At 47.8% G+C, this 19688-nt stretch carries 17 protein-coding genes; 6 read left to right on the top strand and 11 right to left on the bottom strand.

What is annotated here, in order from left to right; all coding sequences use genetic code 11:
- Positions 1–15: 15 nt before the first annotated feature.
- From murD to DW800_RS10740, 10 genes are all read right to left on the bottom strand, one after another.
- Positions 16–1350 (bottom strand): UDP-N-acetylmuramoyl-L-alanine--D-glutamate ligase, encoded by a 1335-nt coding sequence (gene murD / locus DW800_RS10790; RefSeq protein ID WP_035457556.1) that lies wholly within the window; start codon positions 1348–1350, stop codon positions 16–18.
- A gap of 95 nt (positions 1351–1445) precedes the next feature.
- On the bottom strand, positions 1446–2714 hold the full coding sequence (mraY, locus tag DW800_RS10785; protein ID WP_005830392.1) for a phospho-N-acetylmuramoyl-pentapeptide-transferase: 1269 nt from the start codon (positions 2712–2714) through the stop codon (positions 1446–1448).
- A gap of 114 nt (positions 2715–2828) precedes the next feature.
- Complete coding sequence (locus DW800_RS10780; RefSeq protein WP_087332306.1) at positions 2829–4277, bottom strand: UDP-N-acetylmuramoyl-L-alanyl-D-glutamate--2,6-diaminopimelate ligase; 1449 nt, start codon at positions 4275–4277, stop codon at positions 2829–2831.
- Between the two features lie 45 nt (positions 4278–4322).
- On the bottom strand, positions 4323–6461 hold the full coding sequence (locus tag DW800_RS10775; RefSeq protein WP_119958049.1) for a penicillin-binding protein: 2139 nt from the start codon (positions 6459–6461) through the stop codon (positions 4323–4325).
- Between the two features lie 87 nt (positions 6462–6548).
- A complete protein-coding gene (locus DW800_RS10770) occupies positions 6549–6899 on the bottom strand; it encodes an FtsL-like putative cell division protein (protein WP_005830386.1) in 351 nt (116 codons plus the stop codon).
- Positions 6900–6908: 9 nt separating this feature from the next.
- On the bottom strand, positions 6909–7829 hold the full coding sequence (gene rsmH, locus DW800_RS10765; RefSeq protein ID WP_119958056.1) for a 16S rRNA (cytosine(1402)-N(4))-methyltransferase RsmH: 921 nt from the start codon (positions 7827–7829) through the stop codon (positions 6909–6911).
- 10 nt (positions 7830–7839) lie between these two features.
- Entirely contained in the window at positions 7840–8316 is a 477-nt protein-coding gene (gene mraZ, locus DW800_RS10760) for a division/cell wall cluster transcriptional repressor MraZ (protein ID WP_005834563.1), read from the bottom strand.
- A gap of 521 nt (positions 8317–8837) precedes the next feature.
- Positions 8838–10259 carry a glycoside hydrolase family 125 protein gene (locus tag DW800_RS10750; RefSeq protein ID WP_085931532.1) on the bottom strand — a complete coding sequence of 474 codons (1422 nt, stop codon included), beginning with the start codon at positions 10257–10259 and terminating at the stop codon, positions 8838–8840.
- A gap of 168 nt (positions 10260–10427) precedes the next feature.
- Positions 10428–10931: an RNA polymerase sigma factor gene (locus tag DW800_RS10745; RefSeq protein ID WP_117922854.1), complete on the bottom strand. Its 504-nt coding sequence runs from the start codon at positions 10929–10931 to the stop codon at positions 10428–10430.
- 376 nt (positions 10932–11307) lie between these two features.
- Complete coding sequence (locus DW800_RS10740) at positions 11308–11811, bottom strand: RNA polymerase sigma factor (protein WP_008662699.1); 504 nt, start codon at positions 11809–11811, stop codon at positions 11308–11310.
- 215 nt (positions 11812–12026) lie between these two features.
- Between DW800_RS10740 and DW800_RS10735 the strand changes: the two genes are divergently transcribed.
- Positions 12027–12845: a 1-acyl-sn-glycerol-3-phosphate acyltransferase gene (locus DW800_RS10735; RefSeq protein ID WP_119958048.1), complete on the top strand. Its 819-nt coding sequence runs from the start codon at positions 12027–12029 to the stop codon at positions 12843–12845.
- Positions 12846–12888: 43 nt separating this feature from the next.
- Positions 12889–13866, top strand: a complete 978-nt coding sequence (locus tag DW800_RS10730; protein ID WP_119958047.1) for a GNAT family N-acetyltransferase — start codon at positions 12889–12891, stop codon at positions 13864–13866.
- Positions 13867–13894: 28 nt separating this feature from the next.
- On the opposite strand, the gene DW800_RS10725 is transcribed toward DW800_RS10730, so the two are convergent.
- Positions 13895–15223, bottom strand: a complete 1329-nt coding sequence (locus DW800_RS10725) for a deoxyguanosinetriphosphate triphosphohydrolase (RefSeq protein ID WP_008662705.1) — start codon at positions 15221–15223, stop codon at positions 13895–13897.
- Positions 15224–15435: 212 nt separating this feature from the next.
- Here DW800_RS10725 and dut point away from each other — a divergent pair, with 212 nt between their 5' ends.
- Genes dut through DW800_RS10705 form a run of 4 tightly spaced genes read left to right on the top strand, consistent with a single transcriptional unit; the run spans position 15436 to position 19683 of the window.
- Positions 15436–15870 carry a dUTP diphosphatase gene (gene dut / locus DW800_RS10720; protein WP_034532753.1) on the top strand — a complete coding sequence of 145 codons (435 nt, stop codon included), beginning with the start codon at positions 15436–15438 and terminating at the stop codon, positions 15868–15870.
- 46 nt (positions 15871–15916) lie between these two features.
- A complete protein-coding gene (locus tag DW800_RS10715) occupies positions 15917–17767 on the top strand; it encodes a tetratricopeptide repeat protein (RefSeq protein ID WP_080782308.1) in 1851 nt (616 codons plus the stop codon).
- The gene (locus tag DW800_RS10710; RefSeq protein WP_057086959.1) at positions 17745–18332 is read left to right on the top strand and encodes a DUF4292 domain-containing protein; all 588 of its coding nucleotides are present in this window, start codon (positions 17745–17747) and stop codon (positions 18330–18332) included. Before DW800_RS10715 ends, DW800_RS10710 begins: the two co-directional genes overlap by 23 nt.
- A gap of 49 nt (positions 18333–18381) precedes the next feature.
- On the top strand, positions 18382–19683 hold the full coding sequence (locus DW800_RS10705) for a murein hydrolase activator EnvC family protein (RefSeq protein ID WP_044468528.1): 1302 nt from the start codon (positions 18382–18384) through the stop codon (positions 19681–19683).
- The last annotated feature ends 5 nt before the right edge of the window (positions 19684–19688 follow it).

Here is a 19688-nt window from a genome sequence, read left to right as displayed (position 1 = left end):
TACGGCATCTGTATCTTATAGTGCTCTGACACATGCTTTGAACTGATCGCCGCGGTCCTCATAGCTCTTGAAGAGGTCGAAGGAGGCACAGCAAGGACTGAGCAACACGGTTTCACCTTTCTTTGCCAGCTTGAAGGCTGCTTCTACGGCATCCTGCATGCCGGTCTGCACGTCGGCTACGGGCAGTCCCAGACGGTCGAAGAAGGCGTGCAGCTTTTCGTTGTGCAATCCCAAATAGACCAGGGCAGAGCACTTTTCGCGTACGAGGTCTTCGATTTCCGTGTAATCGTTTCCTTTGTCTTTACCGCCGAGGATAAGTACGGTTTTGCCGGTCATGCTTTGTAGGGCATACCAGCAGGAATTTACGTTCGTAGCCTTGGAATCGTTGATGAAGCTCACGCCGCGTACGGTGGCTACTTTCTCCAACCGGTGTTCCACTCCCTTGAAGTCGGACAAGGCTTTGCGGATATATTCTTTCCGGATGCCGGCTAAATTGGCCGAGATGCCGGCGGCTAACGAATTGTATAGGTTGTGTGTGCCGTGCAGCGCCAGCTCCTCTTGCTCCATATTGAAGGCTATCGGTTCGTTGATTTCCACTTCACCGTCTTCCACGTATGCGATGGCCCCGTCTTCCTTGACGGCAGCGAACGGGTAGAGATGGGCGCGCAGGCCATGCTTGTCCAGCTCGCGCTTGATGATGGGGTCGTCGTTCCAGAAGATAAAAGCGTCTTCCGGTGTCTGGTTTTGGGTGATGCGGAATTTGGCGTCCACATATTTCTGCATACAGTGGTCGTAACGGTCCAAGTGGTCTGGTGTGATGTTCATCAGTACGGCAATGTTGGCACGGAAGTTATACATATTGTCCAGCTGGAAGGAACTCAGCTCAATGACGTAGTAATCATGCTGCTCCGTGGCTACCTGCAAGGCCAGGCTGTTGCCGATGTTGCCGGCGAGGCCGACGTTCAGGCCTGCACTCTTGAAGATGTGATAAATGAGCGAGGTGGTTGTAGTCTTTCCGTTCGAGCCGGTGATACAGACCATCTTTGCGTCAGTGTACCGTCCCGCAAACTCTATCTCAGAGATGATGGGCGTACCTTTTTCCTTTAATTTCATAATGAGCGGAGCGTCGTTGGGAATACCGGGGCTTTTCACTACTTCGTCAGCATTCAGAATCAGCTCTTCTGTGTGGTGTCCCTCTTCCCAGGCAATGCCGTATTTATCCAGCAGTTCCTTGTATTTGTCTTTGATGGCGGACATGTCGGAGACGAACGTGTCGAATCCTTTCACTTTGGCCAGTACGGCAGCGCCTGCGCCGCTTTCGCCAGCTCCTAATACTACAATTCTCATAATGTACTAATATGATTAATGTGCCAATGTGCTAATGAGCTGCGCTGTCGTGCCGCATGGCAATTAGCACATTGGCACATTAGCATATTGAATAATTATTATCTAATCTTTAATGTTATAATCGTTATCGCTGCCAATACAATCGTCACAATCCAGAAGCGGATGGTGATTTTGGATTCGTGGAACAGCTTGTCCGGTTTGGTGAATACTACGCTGCATCCCGGCTCTATCAGGCTCATGGAAGTGCGGAAGTGGTCGTGTATCGGTGTTCTTTTGAAGAGACGTTGTTTCACGCCTTTCCGCTTGCCTGCCTTGTAATAGAGGCGTTGCAGGATGACCGAAAGGTTCTCCACCAGGAAGATACCGCAAAGGATGGGTATCAGCAGTTCCTTGTGAATAATGATGGCGTATACTGCGATGATTCCTCCAATGGTCAGACTGCCCGTATCGCCCATGAATACCTGGGCCGGATAGGCATTGTACCACAAGAAGCCGATAAGTGCACCGATGAAGGCACAGATAAAGATTACCAGTTCTTCCGAGCCGGGAATGTACATGATATTCAGGTAGCCGGCATATTCAATGTGGCTCGATACGTAGGCGAGTATTCCCAAGGTCAGTCCGATAATGGCAGAGTTCCCTGCCGCCATTCCGTCCATTCCGTCATTCAGGTTGGCTCCGTTGCTGACGGCGGTAACTACGAAAATCGTGATAATCACAAACAGTATCCAACCTGCTGTCTGGGCATGTTCACCCATGAAGCCCACTAGGTCGGCATAGTCGAAGTTGTTGCTCTTGAAGAATGGGATGGTGGTCTGTGTTGCCTTGATTTCCTTGGCGGCATGCACCACTTCTATCTGTCCGTCCGGTTTCTCTATTTCTATGTTCTCGCGGATAACCACCTGCGGACTGAGGTAGAGAGTCAGTCCGACGATAAGTCCCAAGCCTACCTGACCGATGATTTTGAACTTACCGTGCAGGCCTTCCTTGTCCTTCTTGAATATCTTGATGTAGTCGTCGGCAAAGCCCAGCGACCCCAGCCAGATTGTGGTAATCAGCATCAATATCATATAAATATTGCTCAATTTGCCCAGTAGTAGGCAAGGAATGAGTATGGCAAAAATAATGATGACACCGCCCATGCTGGGTACTCCCACCTTGTTTACGCCGAACGGGTCGATGCTGGCATCACGTTGCGTTTCAGTAATCTGCTTGCGTTTCAGTAGATTGATGAACTTATCTCCCCAGATACTCGAAATGAGCAATGCCAGAATGATTGCCATCAACGAACGGAAGGATGTATAGCCAAACATGCCCGCACCGGGGAAGTCATATTTGTCTAACCATTGAAATAAATAGTATAACATGATGTTAATTATTTAATTGTTTAATGTGCCAATATGCTAATTGATAGTCTGGTATATCTGCTGGTAAAGGAATGAATATCCTACATGACGCATGGCAATTAGCACATTGGCATATCAGCACATTATCTCATTTAATATCTCTTTGTCGTCAAAATGGTGTTTCACGCCTTTAATCTCCTGATAATTCTCATGCCCCTTGCCTGCAACGAGAATCACGTCTCCCGGCTGTGCCAGCATGCAGGCTGTCTTGATGGCTTCGCGGCGGTCGGTGATGCTGATAGTTTTCTGCATGTCGTCTTTATCCAGTCCCGCCAGCATGTCGTTGATGATGTCCTGCGGCTCTTCAAAGCGCGGGTTATCGGAGGTGATGATGACCCGGTCGCTCAAGCGGGCGGATTCTTTGGCCATGATGGGACGCTTGCCTTTGTCGCGGTTGCCGCCGGCGCCCACAACGGTAATCACTTTCCCTTTTCCTTCCAGCACTCCGTGAATGGCGTTCAATACATTGACCAGGGCGTCTGGAGTATGCGCATAGTCCACAATGGCGGTGTAGCCTTTCGGTGAACGGATGGCATCGAAGCGGCCGGTTACCGGATGCAGCGTGCTGAGGGCAACCAGTACATCCTCTTCTTTCTTGCCAAGCAATACGGCAGTACCGAATACCGCCAGCAGGTTGTAGGCATTGAACTTTCCGATGAAACGTACTGCCAGTTCGTGATTGTTGAAGTCGAGCAACATTCCCTCGAAATGAGACTCCAAGACTTTGCCTTTGAAGTCGCTAAGACTACGCAAAGAGTAGGTGTATACCTTCGAACGGGTATTCTGCGTCATCACAAGTCCGTTCTTGTCATCCAGGTTGGTCAGGCTGAAAGCTCCTTTTGGCAGTTCGTCGAAGAACTTTTTCTTGGCTTTGAGGTAGTTCTCCACCGTTTTATGATAATCCAGATGGTCGCGGGTCAGATTAGTGAAAATACCGCCGGCAAACTTCAGACCGCTGATGCGCTTTTGGGCAATGGAATGGGAACTGACTTCCATGAAGGCATACTTGCAGCCGGAATCGGCCATTTCGCCAAGCAGGCGGTTCAGGGTTATCGGGTCTGGGGTGGTGTGTTCGGTCGGTACGGGCTGGTCGTCGATGTAATTGCATACAGTGGAAACCAGTCCGACCTTGTAGCCGAAATAGCGGAAAGTATTATATAATAAGGTGGCAACGGTTGTTTTTCCGTTGGTTCCGGTCACGCCGATGAGTTCCATCTTGGATGTAGGGTCACCATAGAAAGTGGTAGCCACTTTCCCTACGGCATCTTCACTGTCTTTCACCTGAATGTAGGTGATGCCGGCCTTAAGCTCTTCCGGCAATTCTTCACACAATACTGCAACAGCCCCTTTATCGATGGCAGCCGGAATATAGGCATGCCCGTCGGTCTGTGTACCACGCATGGCCATGAACAGATGTCCGGTTCCTATCAGGCGGGAATCTATATTCACCCCCGTTATCTCCATGCTTGTACTTCCGGCAATCCGGACCGGCTGTATTGTTTGCAACAAATCACTTAATCTCATACCTTATTATATATAATGTATATCCAAATCTTGTTTATTCTCATATTAACGTAGTGTCAGGGTTATGGTTTGTCCTTTCACTATCCGGCTGCCGCTTGCTATGGACTGGTTCCTTACCCGTCCCACTCCGTTTAGCCTTACTTTCAGTCCTTTACTCTCTAAAAGGTAGACAGCATCTTTCGCTCCCATACCGACCACACTGGGCACAGTGCCCGAGGCCGGTTCCTGGTCTTGCAGGATGACTGCCGACGGAGCTGCTTGTGTATGCCCCCACTGTTCCTTTTTCTTTTGTCCGGCGAACTGTTTCTGAACGGGCACTTTCAAATCGTTCAATACAAGGAGTGCTTCATTCATCTCGCCGGCTTTCACTGGAGGAATCACATTGGTGGTACTGTCTATGGCACTGCGTATGTCAAAACGCAGGTCTTTGGCATAAACTCTTTCTGCTATTTTCCCAAAGACACTACCTGCCATCAGACCGCCTGAAGCTGGTAACCCGGGCTTCTGGATGGAAACGATGCAACTGTATTTAGGTGCTTCCGAGGGGAAATATCCGCAGAAACTTACAAGGTAATTCACCCGTCCCGACTTATATCCGGCGGCTCCTTGAGAAATCTGTGCCGTACCCGTCTTGCCCGATACGGAGAACTGCTTGCTGCCGGCGGGTTTTGCCAATCCTTGCGATACCACTTTCCGAAGGATTTCGCGGATTTGTGTCAGGGTATGGTCGGAACATATCTTGGGATTGATTACTTCCGTAGGATATTCTTTCACTACCTCACCGTCCTTTACCGCTGCTTTCACAAATTTGGGGCGTACCATGACCCCATTGTTGGCTATGGCATTGTAGAAGGTCAGTATGTTCATAGGAGGTACCTGGGTCTCGTAGCCGATACTCATCCACGGCAAAGTCGTTTTGGCAAAATAACGCTCTTTAGGCCCTTTGATGTTGGGTTTCCCTTCACCAGGAATTTGCAGATGAAGCGGCTGGTCGATGCTCATGCGCTTCAAACCGTCCACGAACTTCTGCGGATTATCCTTGTAGTGCTTGTCGATGAGGTAGGAGACACCCACATTGGAAGAAACTTCCAGAATACGTGTTACATCTATCTTTCCGTAACCTCCCCGGTGCCAGTTGTGGTCCCTCATCTTGCTGCCGTACATATTCATAATACCGTTGCCCGTGTCTACCTCGGTATCCGGGGTTATCTTGCCGTCTTCCAGTGCCACCATAATGGAGGCTGTCTTGAAGGTGGAGCCCGGTTCCAACATATCGCTGATGGCATTACTGTTCATTTCGTAGTAATTGCCGTCTCCGGCTTTCATCATGTTGACAATGGCCTTTACTTCTCCGGTAGCCACTTCCATCAGTACGGCTACCCCGACATTGGCATTGATTTCCTTCAACTTGTCCACCAGGGCCTTCTCACAGATGTCCTGCATGCCTACGTCGAGGGTGGATATGATGTCACAACCGTCTACCGGGGGAAGGTCTACGATATTCAGGTATTTGTTCATCACCTTCTGACGGTGGGTAATACCGTTCCGTCCTTTCAGCAGGGTGTCGAAGGCCAGTTCAATGCCGTTACGGGCTCCCATGGCTGTATCGGCATAGAGACGGCCCAGGGTTTGGGCTGCCAAAGAACCGAACGGCTTTTTACGCTGGTTGTATATCTGTTCGTGGAACCCCCCTCTGTACTTGTTCATCTTGAATACGGGTAACCGCTTGGCTTCCTTATACTGAATGTAAGAGATGCGCCGGTTGCGGTTGGGAAGAATGTTGTAGTTCCGGCTCTTCATCTCCCGCCCCTTGCGCAGATGGCTTTTGAAGGTGGCGGCGCTGATGTCCGGAAAAATCTGATGAAGCCCGATACAGATGGAATCGAAATTGGCTTTCCAGATAGAATCCTTGCGCTGCTGATCCTTTTTGCGGCGCTTCTCGTCCCTTTCGCCGGACATGAAGTCCATATATATTTTATATTCCGGCAGCGAACTTGCCATCAGTTTGCCATCCGAGGACAGGATATTTCCCCGGTTGGGCTTCACCGTTACATTCTCTTTTACGAAGCGGTCGGCTACATCGTGCCAGTACTGTCGCTCGGCAAACATAATCATGGCACCTTTTACAACAATAGCTATCCCCACCAGCCCCATGAGTAGGACGACGAAGAAGTAACGGGTCATTATGTTTTTTTTATTTACAGCCAATGTTATTTACGATTTAACGATTTACGATGTACTATTGAAATTACTTTAATCCTCAATTCTCCATTATTTTAGTAAGTACGGTGGATTAGTGGAAGTCTGCAAATCGCTTTCTTTGGTGGCGATGTATTCCTCGATGCGCGATTGGCGGCTCCGCTCCATTAATTCCGAACTGCGTGTCAAGGCATCGTACTTGATGTCTATCAGCTCTTTTTTAAGATTGTCTATCTCTATCAGTTGCAGTTGGCATTCGTAACGGTTGTTGATGTAAATAATGATAAGCACCATGATAAGGAACAACAATCCGGCTTGGCGGCGGAAGAAGTCTGTGGCCAGAATGTCGCCTCCGATGATGTTCTTCAGTGAGGTGCGTTTTTTCACCTTTTCCGTATTCTTTTCTTCTTGCTTCTTTTCCATTGCTAGTCATTAATCATTCATTACTCTTTCTGCAATTCTCAGCTTGGCGCTGCGCGAACGCGGATTGCGCTCTATCTCTTCCTCGTCCGGTACAATCACTTTGTTGTTGACTAGCCGGAACGGGGTCAATACGTTCCCGAAAAAATCTTTTTCGGCCTTGCCTTCCACGTTGCCGGTTTTCATGATATTCTTCACCATACGGTCTTCCAGGGAGTGATAGGTTATCACCACCAGGCGGCCTCCCGGCTTTAGCGCTTCTGTTGCCGCATACAGCATTTCTTTCAGTGCTTCCATTTCCTGGTTTACCTCAATGCGCAATGCCTGGAATACTTTTGCCAGTTCTTTCTTCTCGCGTTCGCGGCCGAAGAGTGGCTTGACGATTTCCAGAAATTCGCCGATGGTGGCAATTCTCTGCGTAGCCCGTGCCTTAACGATGACAGATGCCAGTTTCCGGCTGTTCTTCAGCTCGCCGTACAGATAAAAAATATCGGCCAGCTTTTCTTCTTCGTAGGTATTCACGATGTCGGCAGCGGTTAGGCCGGCACGCTTGTTCATACGCATATCCAGTGCCCCGTCGAAGCGGAAGGAGAATCCCCGTTCGCTGTCATCAAAGTGATGGGAAGATACGCCGAGGTCGGCAAGTATGGCATCCACTTTTTCGATGCCGTGATAGCGTAGGAAGTTGTGCAGGTAGCGGAAGTTGCTGCGTACGAATGTAAAATGCGGGTTGTTCACAATGTTACGTTCCGCATCCTCGTCCTGGTCGAAGCTCAGCAGCCGGCCGCCGTCTTCCAGGCGGGACAGTATCTCGCGCGAATGTCCTCCTCCACCAAACGTTACGTCTATATACGTGCCGTCCGGACGGATGTTCATTGCATCTACGCTCGGCATCAGCAATACGGGGATGTGATATGTTGTTTCTTCTTTCATCATCTGTTGTTTATAGCTTATTTTCGTCACAACAAATATTTTCGTCTCCCAGCAGTTCTTCAAGAGCCTCGCTGAACTCGTCGGGGTTCATGAATGGTTGGTCGGCACGTTCCTTAGCCCAGATTTCTATTGTGTTGTCCACACCAATGAAGCGGACATCACTTTGTATACCCGCCATTTGCAGGTAACGTTTTGGGAGCAGGATGCGTCCGTTCCCGTCAGGGGTCATAACTTCCGCGTCACTTACGAACTGGCGGAAAATCATTTGTTGTTTGGCGTTCCATTTATTCAGCCGGCAGCGAAGTTGGTTTTGAGTGGCAAACCATACACTTTCCGGGTAGAGCACCAGGCAATCCTGATACACGTCCTTACGCAACACGAGTCTTTCTTCAGAAGCGGCTTGCAGCTGTTTCCGGAAGGTGGCCGGGATGAAAACTCTTCCTTTTGCATCCGCCTTAGCCTCGATATTACCTAAAAATTGTATCATTTCTCACCTTATTATAATAAGCGACGGTAAAAATACACATTTCCCCACAATTCCCCACAATCTTTTAACTAAAATCTTAGGAAGAAGTTTTCAACACCTTGTTGATAGCTTATTCATTTGATAATGAAGCTGCTTTTGAAACGCTTTGCTGGTGGGGGATTCGTGTAGTCTCTTTTGAAAAGATTCGGTTGAGGATGACGGTCTTTGGTTTGAAAGTCGCTTGTTGGTGGAATGGTGTCTTGGGTGGGAAACTTCTTTCCCAGCTTTGCGGATATCTAAACCAAGACTTGGTTTCTCTATCCCCAGGCTTGGTTTGGAAAAACCAAAGTTTGGGATAAAGCTCTTTCTTAACTCTTTCTTGTTTTAGTATTAACTTCTGAAACTTTTTTTGTTAACTTCCCGTCTATTTTGTGAACGTTACTACTTACCGGAAGATGATGGGAGGGAAGAGTGATAATATTCCCCCTGGAGTGGTTGATTATTACATTCATCCACAGAATCCAGGGGGGATAAATGTTTTTTTACTGTATGCTGTTCAGCAAGTCTAGCTTGCCCTCGTTCACCAGTTTTAGAATGAGTTCGCCAAACAATGTGTTTTGCCATGCAAACCAGGCGCGGGTGAACTTGGCGGGATTGTCTTTGTGGAAAGACTCGTGCATAAAGCCGGTTCCGGCTTCTGTATCCATCAACATCTTCACGCAAGTTTTAATCTCTTCATCGTTCTGGCTTGTGAAGGCTTTCATCATGATGCTCATCGGCCAAATCATGTCGTAGCCGATGTGCGGACCTCCAATGCCTTCGCCTGCCGTACCTTTGAAGAAGTATGGGTTATCCTCGCTCCATACGAAACGACGGGTGTTCTGGTAAATAGGATCGTTGATGTCCACATCGCCCAGATAGGGCAGTGCGATAAGGCTCGGTACATTGGCGTCGTCCATCAGAAGGTGGTTGCCGAAACCGTCTACCTCGAAGGCATAGATGGTGCCGTATTTGGGATGGTTGTAGGTAGCGTATTTTCGTAGGGCGGTTTCTACTTCTCCGGCCAGGTCGGTACATTCTTTTGCAAGCTCCGGGCGGTTATTGACTTCAGTCAGAATCTCGGCTGCCTTACGCAGCGAAGATACGGCGAAGAAGTTGGAGGGTATCAGGAATTGGAAGGTGGTGGCGTCATCGGAAGGGCGGAAAGAAGATGCAATCAGTCCGACCGGTTTCACCGGATTGCCCCAGCCGTCGTTGGTCATCGTGTCCAGTGCGCGTTCAGTTACCCGCTGGAAATGGTAGGAACCGCGTCCGTCACGGCGCTGTTGGTCGCGGAAGGTGGTCAGGATGTTTTGGATTGCTTTTATCCACTCGGCATCGAAGATGCTTGTATCACCGGTCGTTTTCCAGTAATGGTAGGCAAGGCGTAGCGGATAACACAGTGAATCGATTTCCCATTTACGCTCGTGCACCTCGTCGTTCATGTCGGTAAGGTCGGTTTTCCAGTGTCCGTCGGGGATGGGGCCGTCGTTGAAGGCGTTGGCAAACGGGTCTACATTAATCAGCTTGAATTGGCGGTTGATGACTCCTGCAAGCATCGTCTTCAGTTCCTTGTCTTCATTGGCCAGCTGTACGTAGGGCCACACCTGCGCACCTGAGTCGCGGAGCCACATGGCATGGATATCTCCGGTGTAGACAAATGTGTCGGGCTTCCCGTCTTTCTTGTCCTTGCGGAAATGGACGGTGGTGTCCAGTGTGTTGGGAAAGCAGTTAGTGAACATCCATGACAGCTTCTGATTTTTCAGCAGCTGCTGTATCCGTTGAATTTGTTCTTCTACGGCTTTGGAACGGAACAGTCGTTTTGATTCTACCGGTCGGTTGTCTTTCTTGATAGCGTCGGAGGCGCATACGTGGTTACTCATGGCCGGCTGTACGGCAAAAACGGCAGGAGTAGCCATTGTCATTGCTGCAAATGTGCAGGCTGTAATGATTGTCTGTTTCTTCATGTTGTTTATTAATTACTCGGTTTTTCTTTAGGTATCTTGGTTTGTGTCCCATGATTGCCCAAAGATAAGCATATTTACTTTTTTATCCGGCCAATTAATAAACAATTCTTAGGTTGCCGTATTCTCTTATCTGAAATCTTTCAGTTCCTGTTGCAGTTTCTGGCGGGTAAAGAAGATGCGGCTCTTTACTGTTCCAAGTGGGAGGTTCAGCTTTTCTGCGATTTCACGGTACTTGAAACCGGAGACATGCATGGAGAAAGGTATCTTGTACTCACGTGGCAAGGCATTGACAATGCGGTGCATTTCCTTCAGGTCGTAGACGCCTTCTGTGCTGTCGAGTGTGAGGTCGTGCGGCGTGTTCAGATGATAGAGATTGTCTGTGGTATCTACAAATGTCTGGTCACGTACCACTTTACGGTAATTGTTGATGAAAATATTACGCATGATGGTATATATCCATCCTTTAAAGTTGGTATCAGGTGTGTACTTCTCTTCATTGTCCAGAGCTTTCAGGGATGTCTCTTGAAGCAGGTCGTTGGCCTCTTCGCGGTCGGAGGTTAATTTATATGCAAAGCGTAATAAGTCGTTTTGAACTCCGAGTAGGTCTTGGGTAAATGTTCTATTATTCATAATGGATGTTTTTTAAATTATTGTTCGTTTTATTGATGATGCAAAGCTACGGATGATTTCTCTTTTTGATAGACGGAAATCAAACTCTCTTTGGGGTAAAATCTAACAATTGGCAGTTTTCGGGTGGCTTTGGTTAGCTTTCAGTGCCTCGGATAGGTGGAAAAGTGGGATGTAGCCAGAGATTGCTATCCTGATTTTTGTAAATAATATTGTCGCAAAGCGTAACGGCTTGAATGAGTTTGTGTACGAAATACAAGGGGCGAGACCATGAAAGGCAGACGCGGGATTGTCCCGGCCTGCCTTTCTCTCTTTTGATACAACTAAAATCTGTACTCTTCTTAATTTATGGAAATCACTGGTTTTATATGCTGAGTGCTTAAACAAAATCCTTCAAGTCTTGTTGTAGTTTTTGGCGGGTGAAGTAAATGCGGCTCTTTACCGTGCCTAAGGGCAACCCTAGCTTCTCTGCAATTTCGCGGTATTTGAAGCCGGAGACATGCATGGAGAAGGGAATCTTGTACTCCCGTGGAAGGGCGTTGACAATGCGGTGCATCTCTTTCAGGTCATATGCGCTTTCTGTGCTTTCAAAAGCGGCGTCGCGCGGCAGGTTCAGGTGATAGAGATTGTCCGTGGTATCCACGAAAGTCTGGTCACGCACCACTTTGCGGTAATTGTTGATGAAGATATTGCGCATGATGGTGTATATCCATCCTTTGAAATTAGTATCGGGCGTATACTTCTCTTCGTTATCCAGAGCTTTCAGGGATGTTTCCTGCAAGAGGTCGTTGGCTTCTTCACGGTCGGAAGTAAGTTTGTATGCAAAACGCAATAAATCGTCTTGAACTCCGAGCAGGTCTTTTTTAAATGTTATATTGTTCATATGTGCTATGTTTTTTTTCGTTAATCTTGATATTGCAAGTTTACGGAAGTTTTCTCTTTCAGGCAGACGGATTTCAAACACACTTTAGGGGAAAAACTATCAATTGACAGTTTTTAGGTGCTATTTGATAGATTTCGGGTGCAGTTTTCTGTCATTTTTTTGCGATTAATTAAAAAGATGAGTTAATTTTGCGCATTCATTTCATCAAAAGAAGAATGGCTGACGACTCTTTATTTTTGATTGACATAGACAAGATACTTCGGGAAAAGGCTCCGAAGAAGTCTAAGTATATCCCCAAGTTCGTGGTTTCTTATTTGAAGCATATCGTTCATCAAGAGGAATTGAATGTCTTTTTGCGGGAGTCGAAAGATAAAGTCGGTGTGGATTTTCTGAAAGCTTGTCTGGAGTTCCTTGATGCCAATATTGTGGTAAAGGGGGAGGAGAATCTGCCTAAAGAAGGGCTTTATACTTTTGTATCCAACCATCCCCTGGGTGGGCAGGACGGAGTGGCGTTGGGTTATGTCCTGGGCTCCTTTTATGGCGGCAAGGTGAAATATATGGTCAACGACCTGCTGATGAACCTGCACGGACTGGCACCGCTCTGTATCCCCATCAACAAGACGGGAAAGCAGGCCAAAGACTTCCCGAGAATGGTGGAGGCGGGATTTGCTTCGGACAATCAGCTCATCATGTTTCCCGCAGGTCTTTGTTCACGTAGGCAGAATGGGGTCATCCGTGACTTGGATTGGAAAAAGACCTTTATCGTGAAGAGTGTCGAAGCCCACCGTGATGTAGTTCCCATCCACTTCGAGGGGCGGAACTCCAACTTCTTTTATAATCTTGCCAATTTTTGTAAGATGTTGGGCATCAAGTTCAATATCGCCATGCTTTACCTGGCAGATGAAATGCTGAAGAATCGCCATAAAACATTTACCATCACCATAGGGAAGCCTATCCCCTGGCAAACTTTCGACAAATCGAAAAGCCCGGCCGGATGGGCGCAATATGTGAAGGATATTGTATATAAATTGTAGAGAGACCGTATTTATATAAAAGAAGAACTACTAACAGAGAAATATGGAAGATGTAATTGCACCGGTAAGCAAGGAGCTGTTGAAAGCGGAGTTGACTGAGGAGAAGCGCCTGCGCATGACCAATAGAAGTCATAACCAGATATATATCATTACTGCCCAAGACTCTCCGAATACCATGAAGGAGATCGGCCGTTTGCGCGAGATTGCGTTCCGCGCTGCGGGAGGAGGAACGGGCAAGTCTATGGATATTGACGAATATGACATCATGGACAATCCGTACAAGCAGTTGATTGTCTGGAATCCGGAAGCTGAAGAAATTTTGGGTGGATACCGTTATATCTTAGGTACGGATGTGCGTTTTGACGAACATGGTGCCCCTATTCTGGCAACTGCCCATATGTTTAACTTTTCGGATAAATTTTTGAAGGACTATCTTCCTACGACCATTGAGTTGGGACGTTCGTTCGTTACGTTGGAGTATCAGTCTACGCGTGCTGACAGCAAGGGGCTGTTCGCGTTGGATAATCTGTGGGATGGTTTGGGCGCACTGACCGTAGTCATGCCCAATGTGAAGTATTTCTTCGGAAAGGTGACTATGTATCCCAGCTATCATCGTCAGAGCCGTGATAAGATTCTTTATTTCCTTCGGAAACATTTTGCGGATAAGGACAACCTGATTACTCCGATGAAACCGTTGCTTCTGGAGTCGGACGAGAATGAATTGGATGCTCTATTCTGTAAAGACTCTTTTAAGGAAGACTATAAGATTTTGAATTGTGAAATCCGTAAGGCGGGGTACAATATTCCCCCGTTGGTGAATGCCTATATGAGTCTTAGCCCTACCATGCGTATGTTCGGTACAGCCATCAATTACGGTTTTGGAGATGTGGAGGAAACGGGTATCCTGATTGCCGTGGACGAGATTTTGGCAGAAAAGCGCATCCGTCACATCGAGTCGTTCATAGCGAGCGAACCGGAGTCGTGCAAGCTTACGTCGGGAGCAAATAAGGTTGTATCATAGGACTATCCGGAAGAATGCTTGTCGTCTGTTATACCGCTGGCAAGCTATTCCCGTTTATTTTCCTGTATAAATCGAGTGCAAATACATCCGTCATTCCGGAGATGTAATCCAATACCGCCTGTATTCTTTCATAGAGTGCAGGCGCTTTTATGTTGTACTGGCCCGATACGCGATTGATGAGCAGTTGCGAATATGCCTTTTCCGGAGAACACACGGCGTCAATCATTAGTTCGAGCAGGGTACTGATGATACGGAAACCGGCAAGTTCAATGTCCAGCACGTCGCGTGAGCGGTAAATCTTCTTCAGGGAGATGTCTGCACAGTGCTTGTAGGCATTGGCAGGTACTTCGGATATATGGTTGATGAGGCTTCCTTCAAATTCTCCTTTCAGAATCTTTTCTTCATTGTCTACAAAGGCTTGCACGCACTCGCCGATAAGCAGTCCGATAACGCTGGAACGCAGATAGGCTATTTGCTCGTTGGTGTCGCTTACTATCTCCATGGTTTTGAGCCGGTGTGCTCGGCGCTCTTTCGAGAAATAAGAGAGAAGTAGCTCTTTGGTTTCTTGTGTAGTCAGAATTTTCAGTTTATGGGCATCCTCGATATCCATCATCTGGTAGCAGATGTCATCGGCGGCTTCCACCAGGTAGACCAGCGGGTGGCGGGCATATTTCAACGGGGCATTGTTCTGCTTCTCCATACCCAGTTCTTCTGCTATGCGGCGAAAACTTTCTTCCTCTGTAATGAAGAAACCAAATTTTGACTTCTTGCCTGCGAGACTCGATGAAAAGGGATATTTCACGATGCTTGCCAGGGTGGAGTAGGTGAGTACAAATCCTCCCTGCCGCCTTCCCTCAAACTGGTGGGTAAGCAGACGGAACGCATTTGCATTCCCTTCAAAGTGAGTAAGGTCCTCCCATTGGGCAGGTGTCAGTTGGCCCTTCAGGGACATTCCTTTTCCCTCGGAAAAAAAGGTGGAAATGGCTCGTTCTCCCGAATGTCCGAAAGGAGGATTTCCCAAGTCGTGTGCCAGGCAGGCGGCCGAAACTATGGAGCCTATTTCGGTGAGGTAGCTGCCTTGCAGTTCCGGGTGGCGGGCAATGAGAACTTTCGATACATCGTTGCCTAATGAGCGGCCTACGCATGATACTTCCAAGCTGTGTGTCAATCGGTTGTGGACGAATACACTACCGGGAAGAGGGAATACCTGGGTTTTGTTCTGCAGACGGCGGAAGGGGGCAGAGAAGACAAGGCGGTCATAGTCACGTTGGAATTCCGAGCGGTTTTCATGGCGTTCCTGGTGAAACTCTTCCAGTCCGAAGCGTTTGGCAGATATGAGCGTATTCCAATTCATCATGATGTTATTTGAGATTTGACGATTTACTATTTACGATTGAAGTTACTATTATTTAACTGCAAATGTATCACTATTTTGTATAAAAAGCCGTATTTTCGCCCAAGTTTATAGTAAAAGGAAGATGAATTGCGAAACTTGAATTACTCGAATTGTAAGAATAGAAGTAGCCCCAATCGTAAATAGTAAATCGTCAAATCGTAAATAACATCATGTTGAACGTACAAATCATCAATAAATCAAAGCATCCGCTTCCGGCTTATGCCACTGAGCTGTCTGCAGGAATGGATATCCGTGCAAACCTTAATGAACCTATTTCGCTGGCTCCGATGCAGCGGTGTCTGGTGCCTACTGGCCTTTATATCGCTCTTCCTGAAGGATTTGAGGCGCAAGTGCGTCCGCGTAGCGGATTGGCCATTAAGAAGGGGATTACCGTGCTGAACTCCCCTGGAACGATTGATGCCGATTACCGTGGTGAAGTTTGTATTATTCTCGTCAACCTTTCTGCAGAAACCTTCGTCATCGAAGATGGGGAGAGGATTGCACAAATGGTGATAGCGCGTCACGAACAAGCTCTTTGGCGGGAAGTGGAAGTGCTGGATGAGACGGAGCGCGGTGCCGGTGGCTTCGGGCATACGGGTAAAAAATGAATGGATATTGTTCCGTTTTACGGGTTAAGAATTTATAATTAAATAGATGAGAATCAGAGTAAAAATAATACTTGCATTGTTGATAGGTACCTTCTGCTTTACTACGTACGGAGTGCAGGCTGCCAATGTTCAAGCTTCTAAGGAGAAAATGAGCGGGTACGGTCGGTCTGAAAAGGCACGGAAGGAATTGAAGAAACGGAAGAAGTCGAAGAAAGCCGACGTTTCGCCCGTAAAGGAGCTTACCCCCGAACAGCAGCGCCGTTACGACTACTTCTTTCTTGAAGCCGCCCGTCTGAAAGTCCAGAAAGACTATGATGCGGCTTTCGATGTCCTGCAACATTGCCTGACGATAAACCCGAACGCATCATCGGCTTTGTATGAGATGGCCCAGTATTATATGTACCTCAAGCAGGTGCCGTTGGGACAAGCCGCCTTGGAAAAGGCGGTGGAGAATGCTCCCCATAATTACTGGTATGCCCAGGGACTTGCCAATCTGTATATGCAGCAAAACGAAACGGAGAAAGCCGCTGCCTTGTTGGAAAATATGGCGGTACGTTTCTCGGATAAGCTGGACCCGCTATACAACTTGCTGGAGATTTACAACCGCCAGGAAGAGTATGACAAAGTTATCGGTATACTGAACAAGCTCGAGGAACGGATGGGCAAGAATGAACAGCTCAGTATGGAGAAGTTCCGCATCTATCTGCAAAAGAAGGACGACAAGAGCGCCTTTCATGAAATAGAAAGTCTGGTAGAAGAGTATCCCAACGATATGCGCTATCAGGTTGTGCTGGGGGATGTCTATATGCAGAACGGGAAAAAGCAGGAAGCTTATGAGATTTACAAGAAGGTGCTGGCCGAAGAGCCGGACAATGCAATGGCCATGTACTCATTGGCTTCTTACTACGAAGAGACCGGACAGAAGGAGCTGTATGAACAGCAATTGGACACGCTGTTGCTGAACAAGAAAGTGGCTTCGGACACCAAACTGAATGTGATGCGGCAGTTCATCGTGCAGAATGAGCAGGCAGGCAAGGACAGTACACGTGTCATTACGCTCTTCAACCGCATCATGGAGCAGGAGCCCGATGAGGCGCAATTACCTTTGCTGTATGCCCAATATCTTCTTTCCAAAGGAATGAACAAGGAGGCAGGGCCGGTTCTGCGCCAGGTTCTGGCGATAGACCCTACCAACACAGCGGCTCGTATGACATTGCTGGGGGAAGCTGTGCGCCAGGAGGATTACAAGGAAATAATGAATTTGTGCGAAGCCGGTGTGGAGTCCAATCCCGATATGTTGGAGTTCTATTTCTATCTGGCCATTGCCTACAACCAGGCGGAACGGACGGATGATGCCCTTGCCATCTGTCAAAAGGCTTTGTCGCACGTCAAGGACGACAGCAAGAAGGAGGTCGTATCAGATTTTTATGCCATTATCGGTGATGCTTATCACACCAAGAATCTGCATGCGGAAGCTTATGCGGCTTATGATTCCGCTTTGGTGTACAATCCTTCAAACATCGGTGCCTTGAATAACTACGCATATTATCTTTCCGTGGAGCGCCGCGACTTGGACAAGGCGGAAGAGATGAGCTACAAGACAGTGAAAGCCGAGCCGAACAATTCCACCTATCTCGATACATATGCATGGATATTGTTTGTTAAAGGTAATTATGCCGAGGCGCGTCTCTACATAGATGAGGCGATAAAGAATGATAAAGATAGCAGTGACGTGGTCTTGGAACATTGCGGAGATATCTATTACATGACTGGCGATGCGGAAGGTGCCTTGAAATACTGGAAGCAAGCCTGGGATAAGGGCAATCGCTCTGATACGTTGAAACAGAAAATACAAAAAAAGAAATATATATCAGATGAAACTAAACCTGCTGAATGATATGGCAAGGACGTGCCGCCTATTGTCCTTGCTGTTGTTGCTGGCTGTGGGGCTTGCCGGTTGCAAGACTTCGCGTCACTCAAGTCCTCTGTCCGGAGAATCTGCCTGCCTTTCCTCCAAAGTGCAGCTGACGGTACCCCATAAAGATGCCACCCTTACTGTGAACGGTACGATGAAGTTGAAGAAGGAAGAATGCATGCAGATTTCCTTTCTGATGCCGATACTTCGTACGGAGGTGGCACGTATGGAAGTCACCCCGGATGAGATTCTGTTGGTAGACCGTATGGGAAAACGTTATGTCCGTGCAACACGTAAGGAACTGAAGGATGTGCTGCCCAAGAAGGCGGATTTTGCCCATTTGGAGAAACTGCTTTATGCTGCTTCCAAACCCAATGGCAAGAAGGTGCTTACCGGCAAGGAACTCGGGATACCCTCTCTGGAAAAGGGAAAGATTGAACTTTCCAACTTCTCGGATAAGCCTTTTGCACTGACTCCTACCCAGCTCTCACAGAAATATAAAGAGGTGGAGCTGGAAGAACTGCTGGAAATGCTGATGGACCTTTGATTAGTTGATAATTGTCAGATAATCCCTCATAACTTATAACTCATAACTTATGAAGCTTCTCCTTCTCTTCTTTCTCCTCCTTTTGCCGGTTTCTCCGCTCCTTGCCCAGTCCAACAAGCTGATTAAGGAACTGGAAAGCAAGCGTGGTGCCTTGCAGAAACAGATAGCAGAGTCGGAAACGCTGTTGATAACCACCAAGAAGGATGTGGGAAGCCAGTTGAACGGTCTTGCTGCACTGACCGGACAGATAGAAGAGCGCAAACGCTATATTCTGACTATCAATAATGATGTGGAATCCATAGAGCGCGAGTTGTCTTCATTAGAACGTCAGTTGACCCGCCTGCAACGTGACCTAAGGGACAAGAAGAAGAAATACGAATCGTCCGTTCAATATTTGTATAAGAACCGCTCCATTGAAGAGAAGCTGATGTTCATTTTCTCTGCCAAGAGCCTGGCACAGACCTATCGACGCATGCGCTATGTACGTGAATATGCTACTTATCAGCGCCTGCAAGGCGAGGAAGTGTTGAAAAAGCAGGAGCAGGTGAACCGTAAGAAGACTGAGCTTCAGCAAGTGAAGGTTGCCAAAGAAGGATTGTTGAAAGAACGTGAAGAGGAGAAAGTCAAGCTGGAAGCGCAGGAGAAGGAACAAAAGTTGTTGGTAGCCAATCTGAAAAAGAAACAGCGGGGCTTACAGAACGAACTGAATAAGAAACGCCGTGAAGCCAATCAGCTCAATGCACGCATTGACCGTCTGATAGCGGAAGAAATAGAGAAAGCGCGTAAGCGTGCGGCAGAAGAAGCGCGCCGTGAGGCAGCCGCACGTAAAAAGGCTGGTGAAAAAACCGAAAAAACGGCAACTGCCTCTACGCCCGCAAAGCCGAAGGCACAGCCTTTGGAAACTTACTCCATGAGTAAGGCAGACCGTGAATTATCAGGGAACTTTGCTAATAATCGCGGTAAGTTGCCGATGCCCATCACCGGCGCGTATATCATTACCAGCCATTACGGCCAGTATTCTGTGGAAGGTTTGCGCAATGTCAAGCTGGACAATAAGGGCATTGATATACAAGGGAAACCGGGTGCCCAAGCCCGTGCCATCTTCAATGGTAAAGTGGCGGCTGTCTTTAAACTGAACGGACTGTTCAATATCCTTGTCCGTCACGGGAATTATATATCAGTCTATTGCAACTTGTCATCGGCCTCGGTGAAGCAGGGCGATGATGTCACCACCAAACAGCCCCTCGGACAAATCTTCTCGGATGGGGCCGACAATGGCCGTACGGTGCTACACTTCCAATTGAGGAAAGAGAAGGAAAAACTGAATCCGGAGCCGTGGCTGAACAGATAATGATA

It is taken from the genome of Bacteroides sp. AM32-11AC, from assembly GCF_003603515.1.
GTDB lineage: Bacteria > Bacteroidota > Bacteroidia > Bacteroidales > Bacteroidaceae > Bacteroides > Bacteroides uniformis.
The sequence above is the reverse complement of the archived record's forward strand: the minus strand, read 5'-3'. Positions and strand labels throughout refer to the sequence as shown.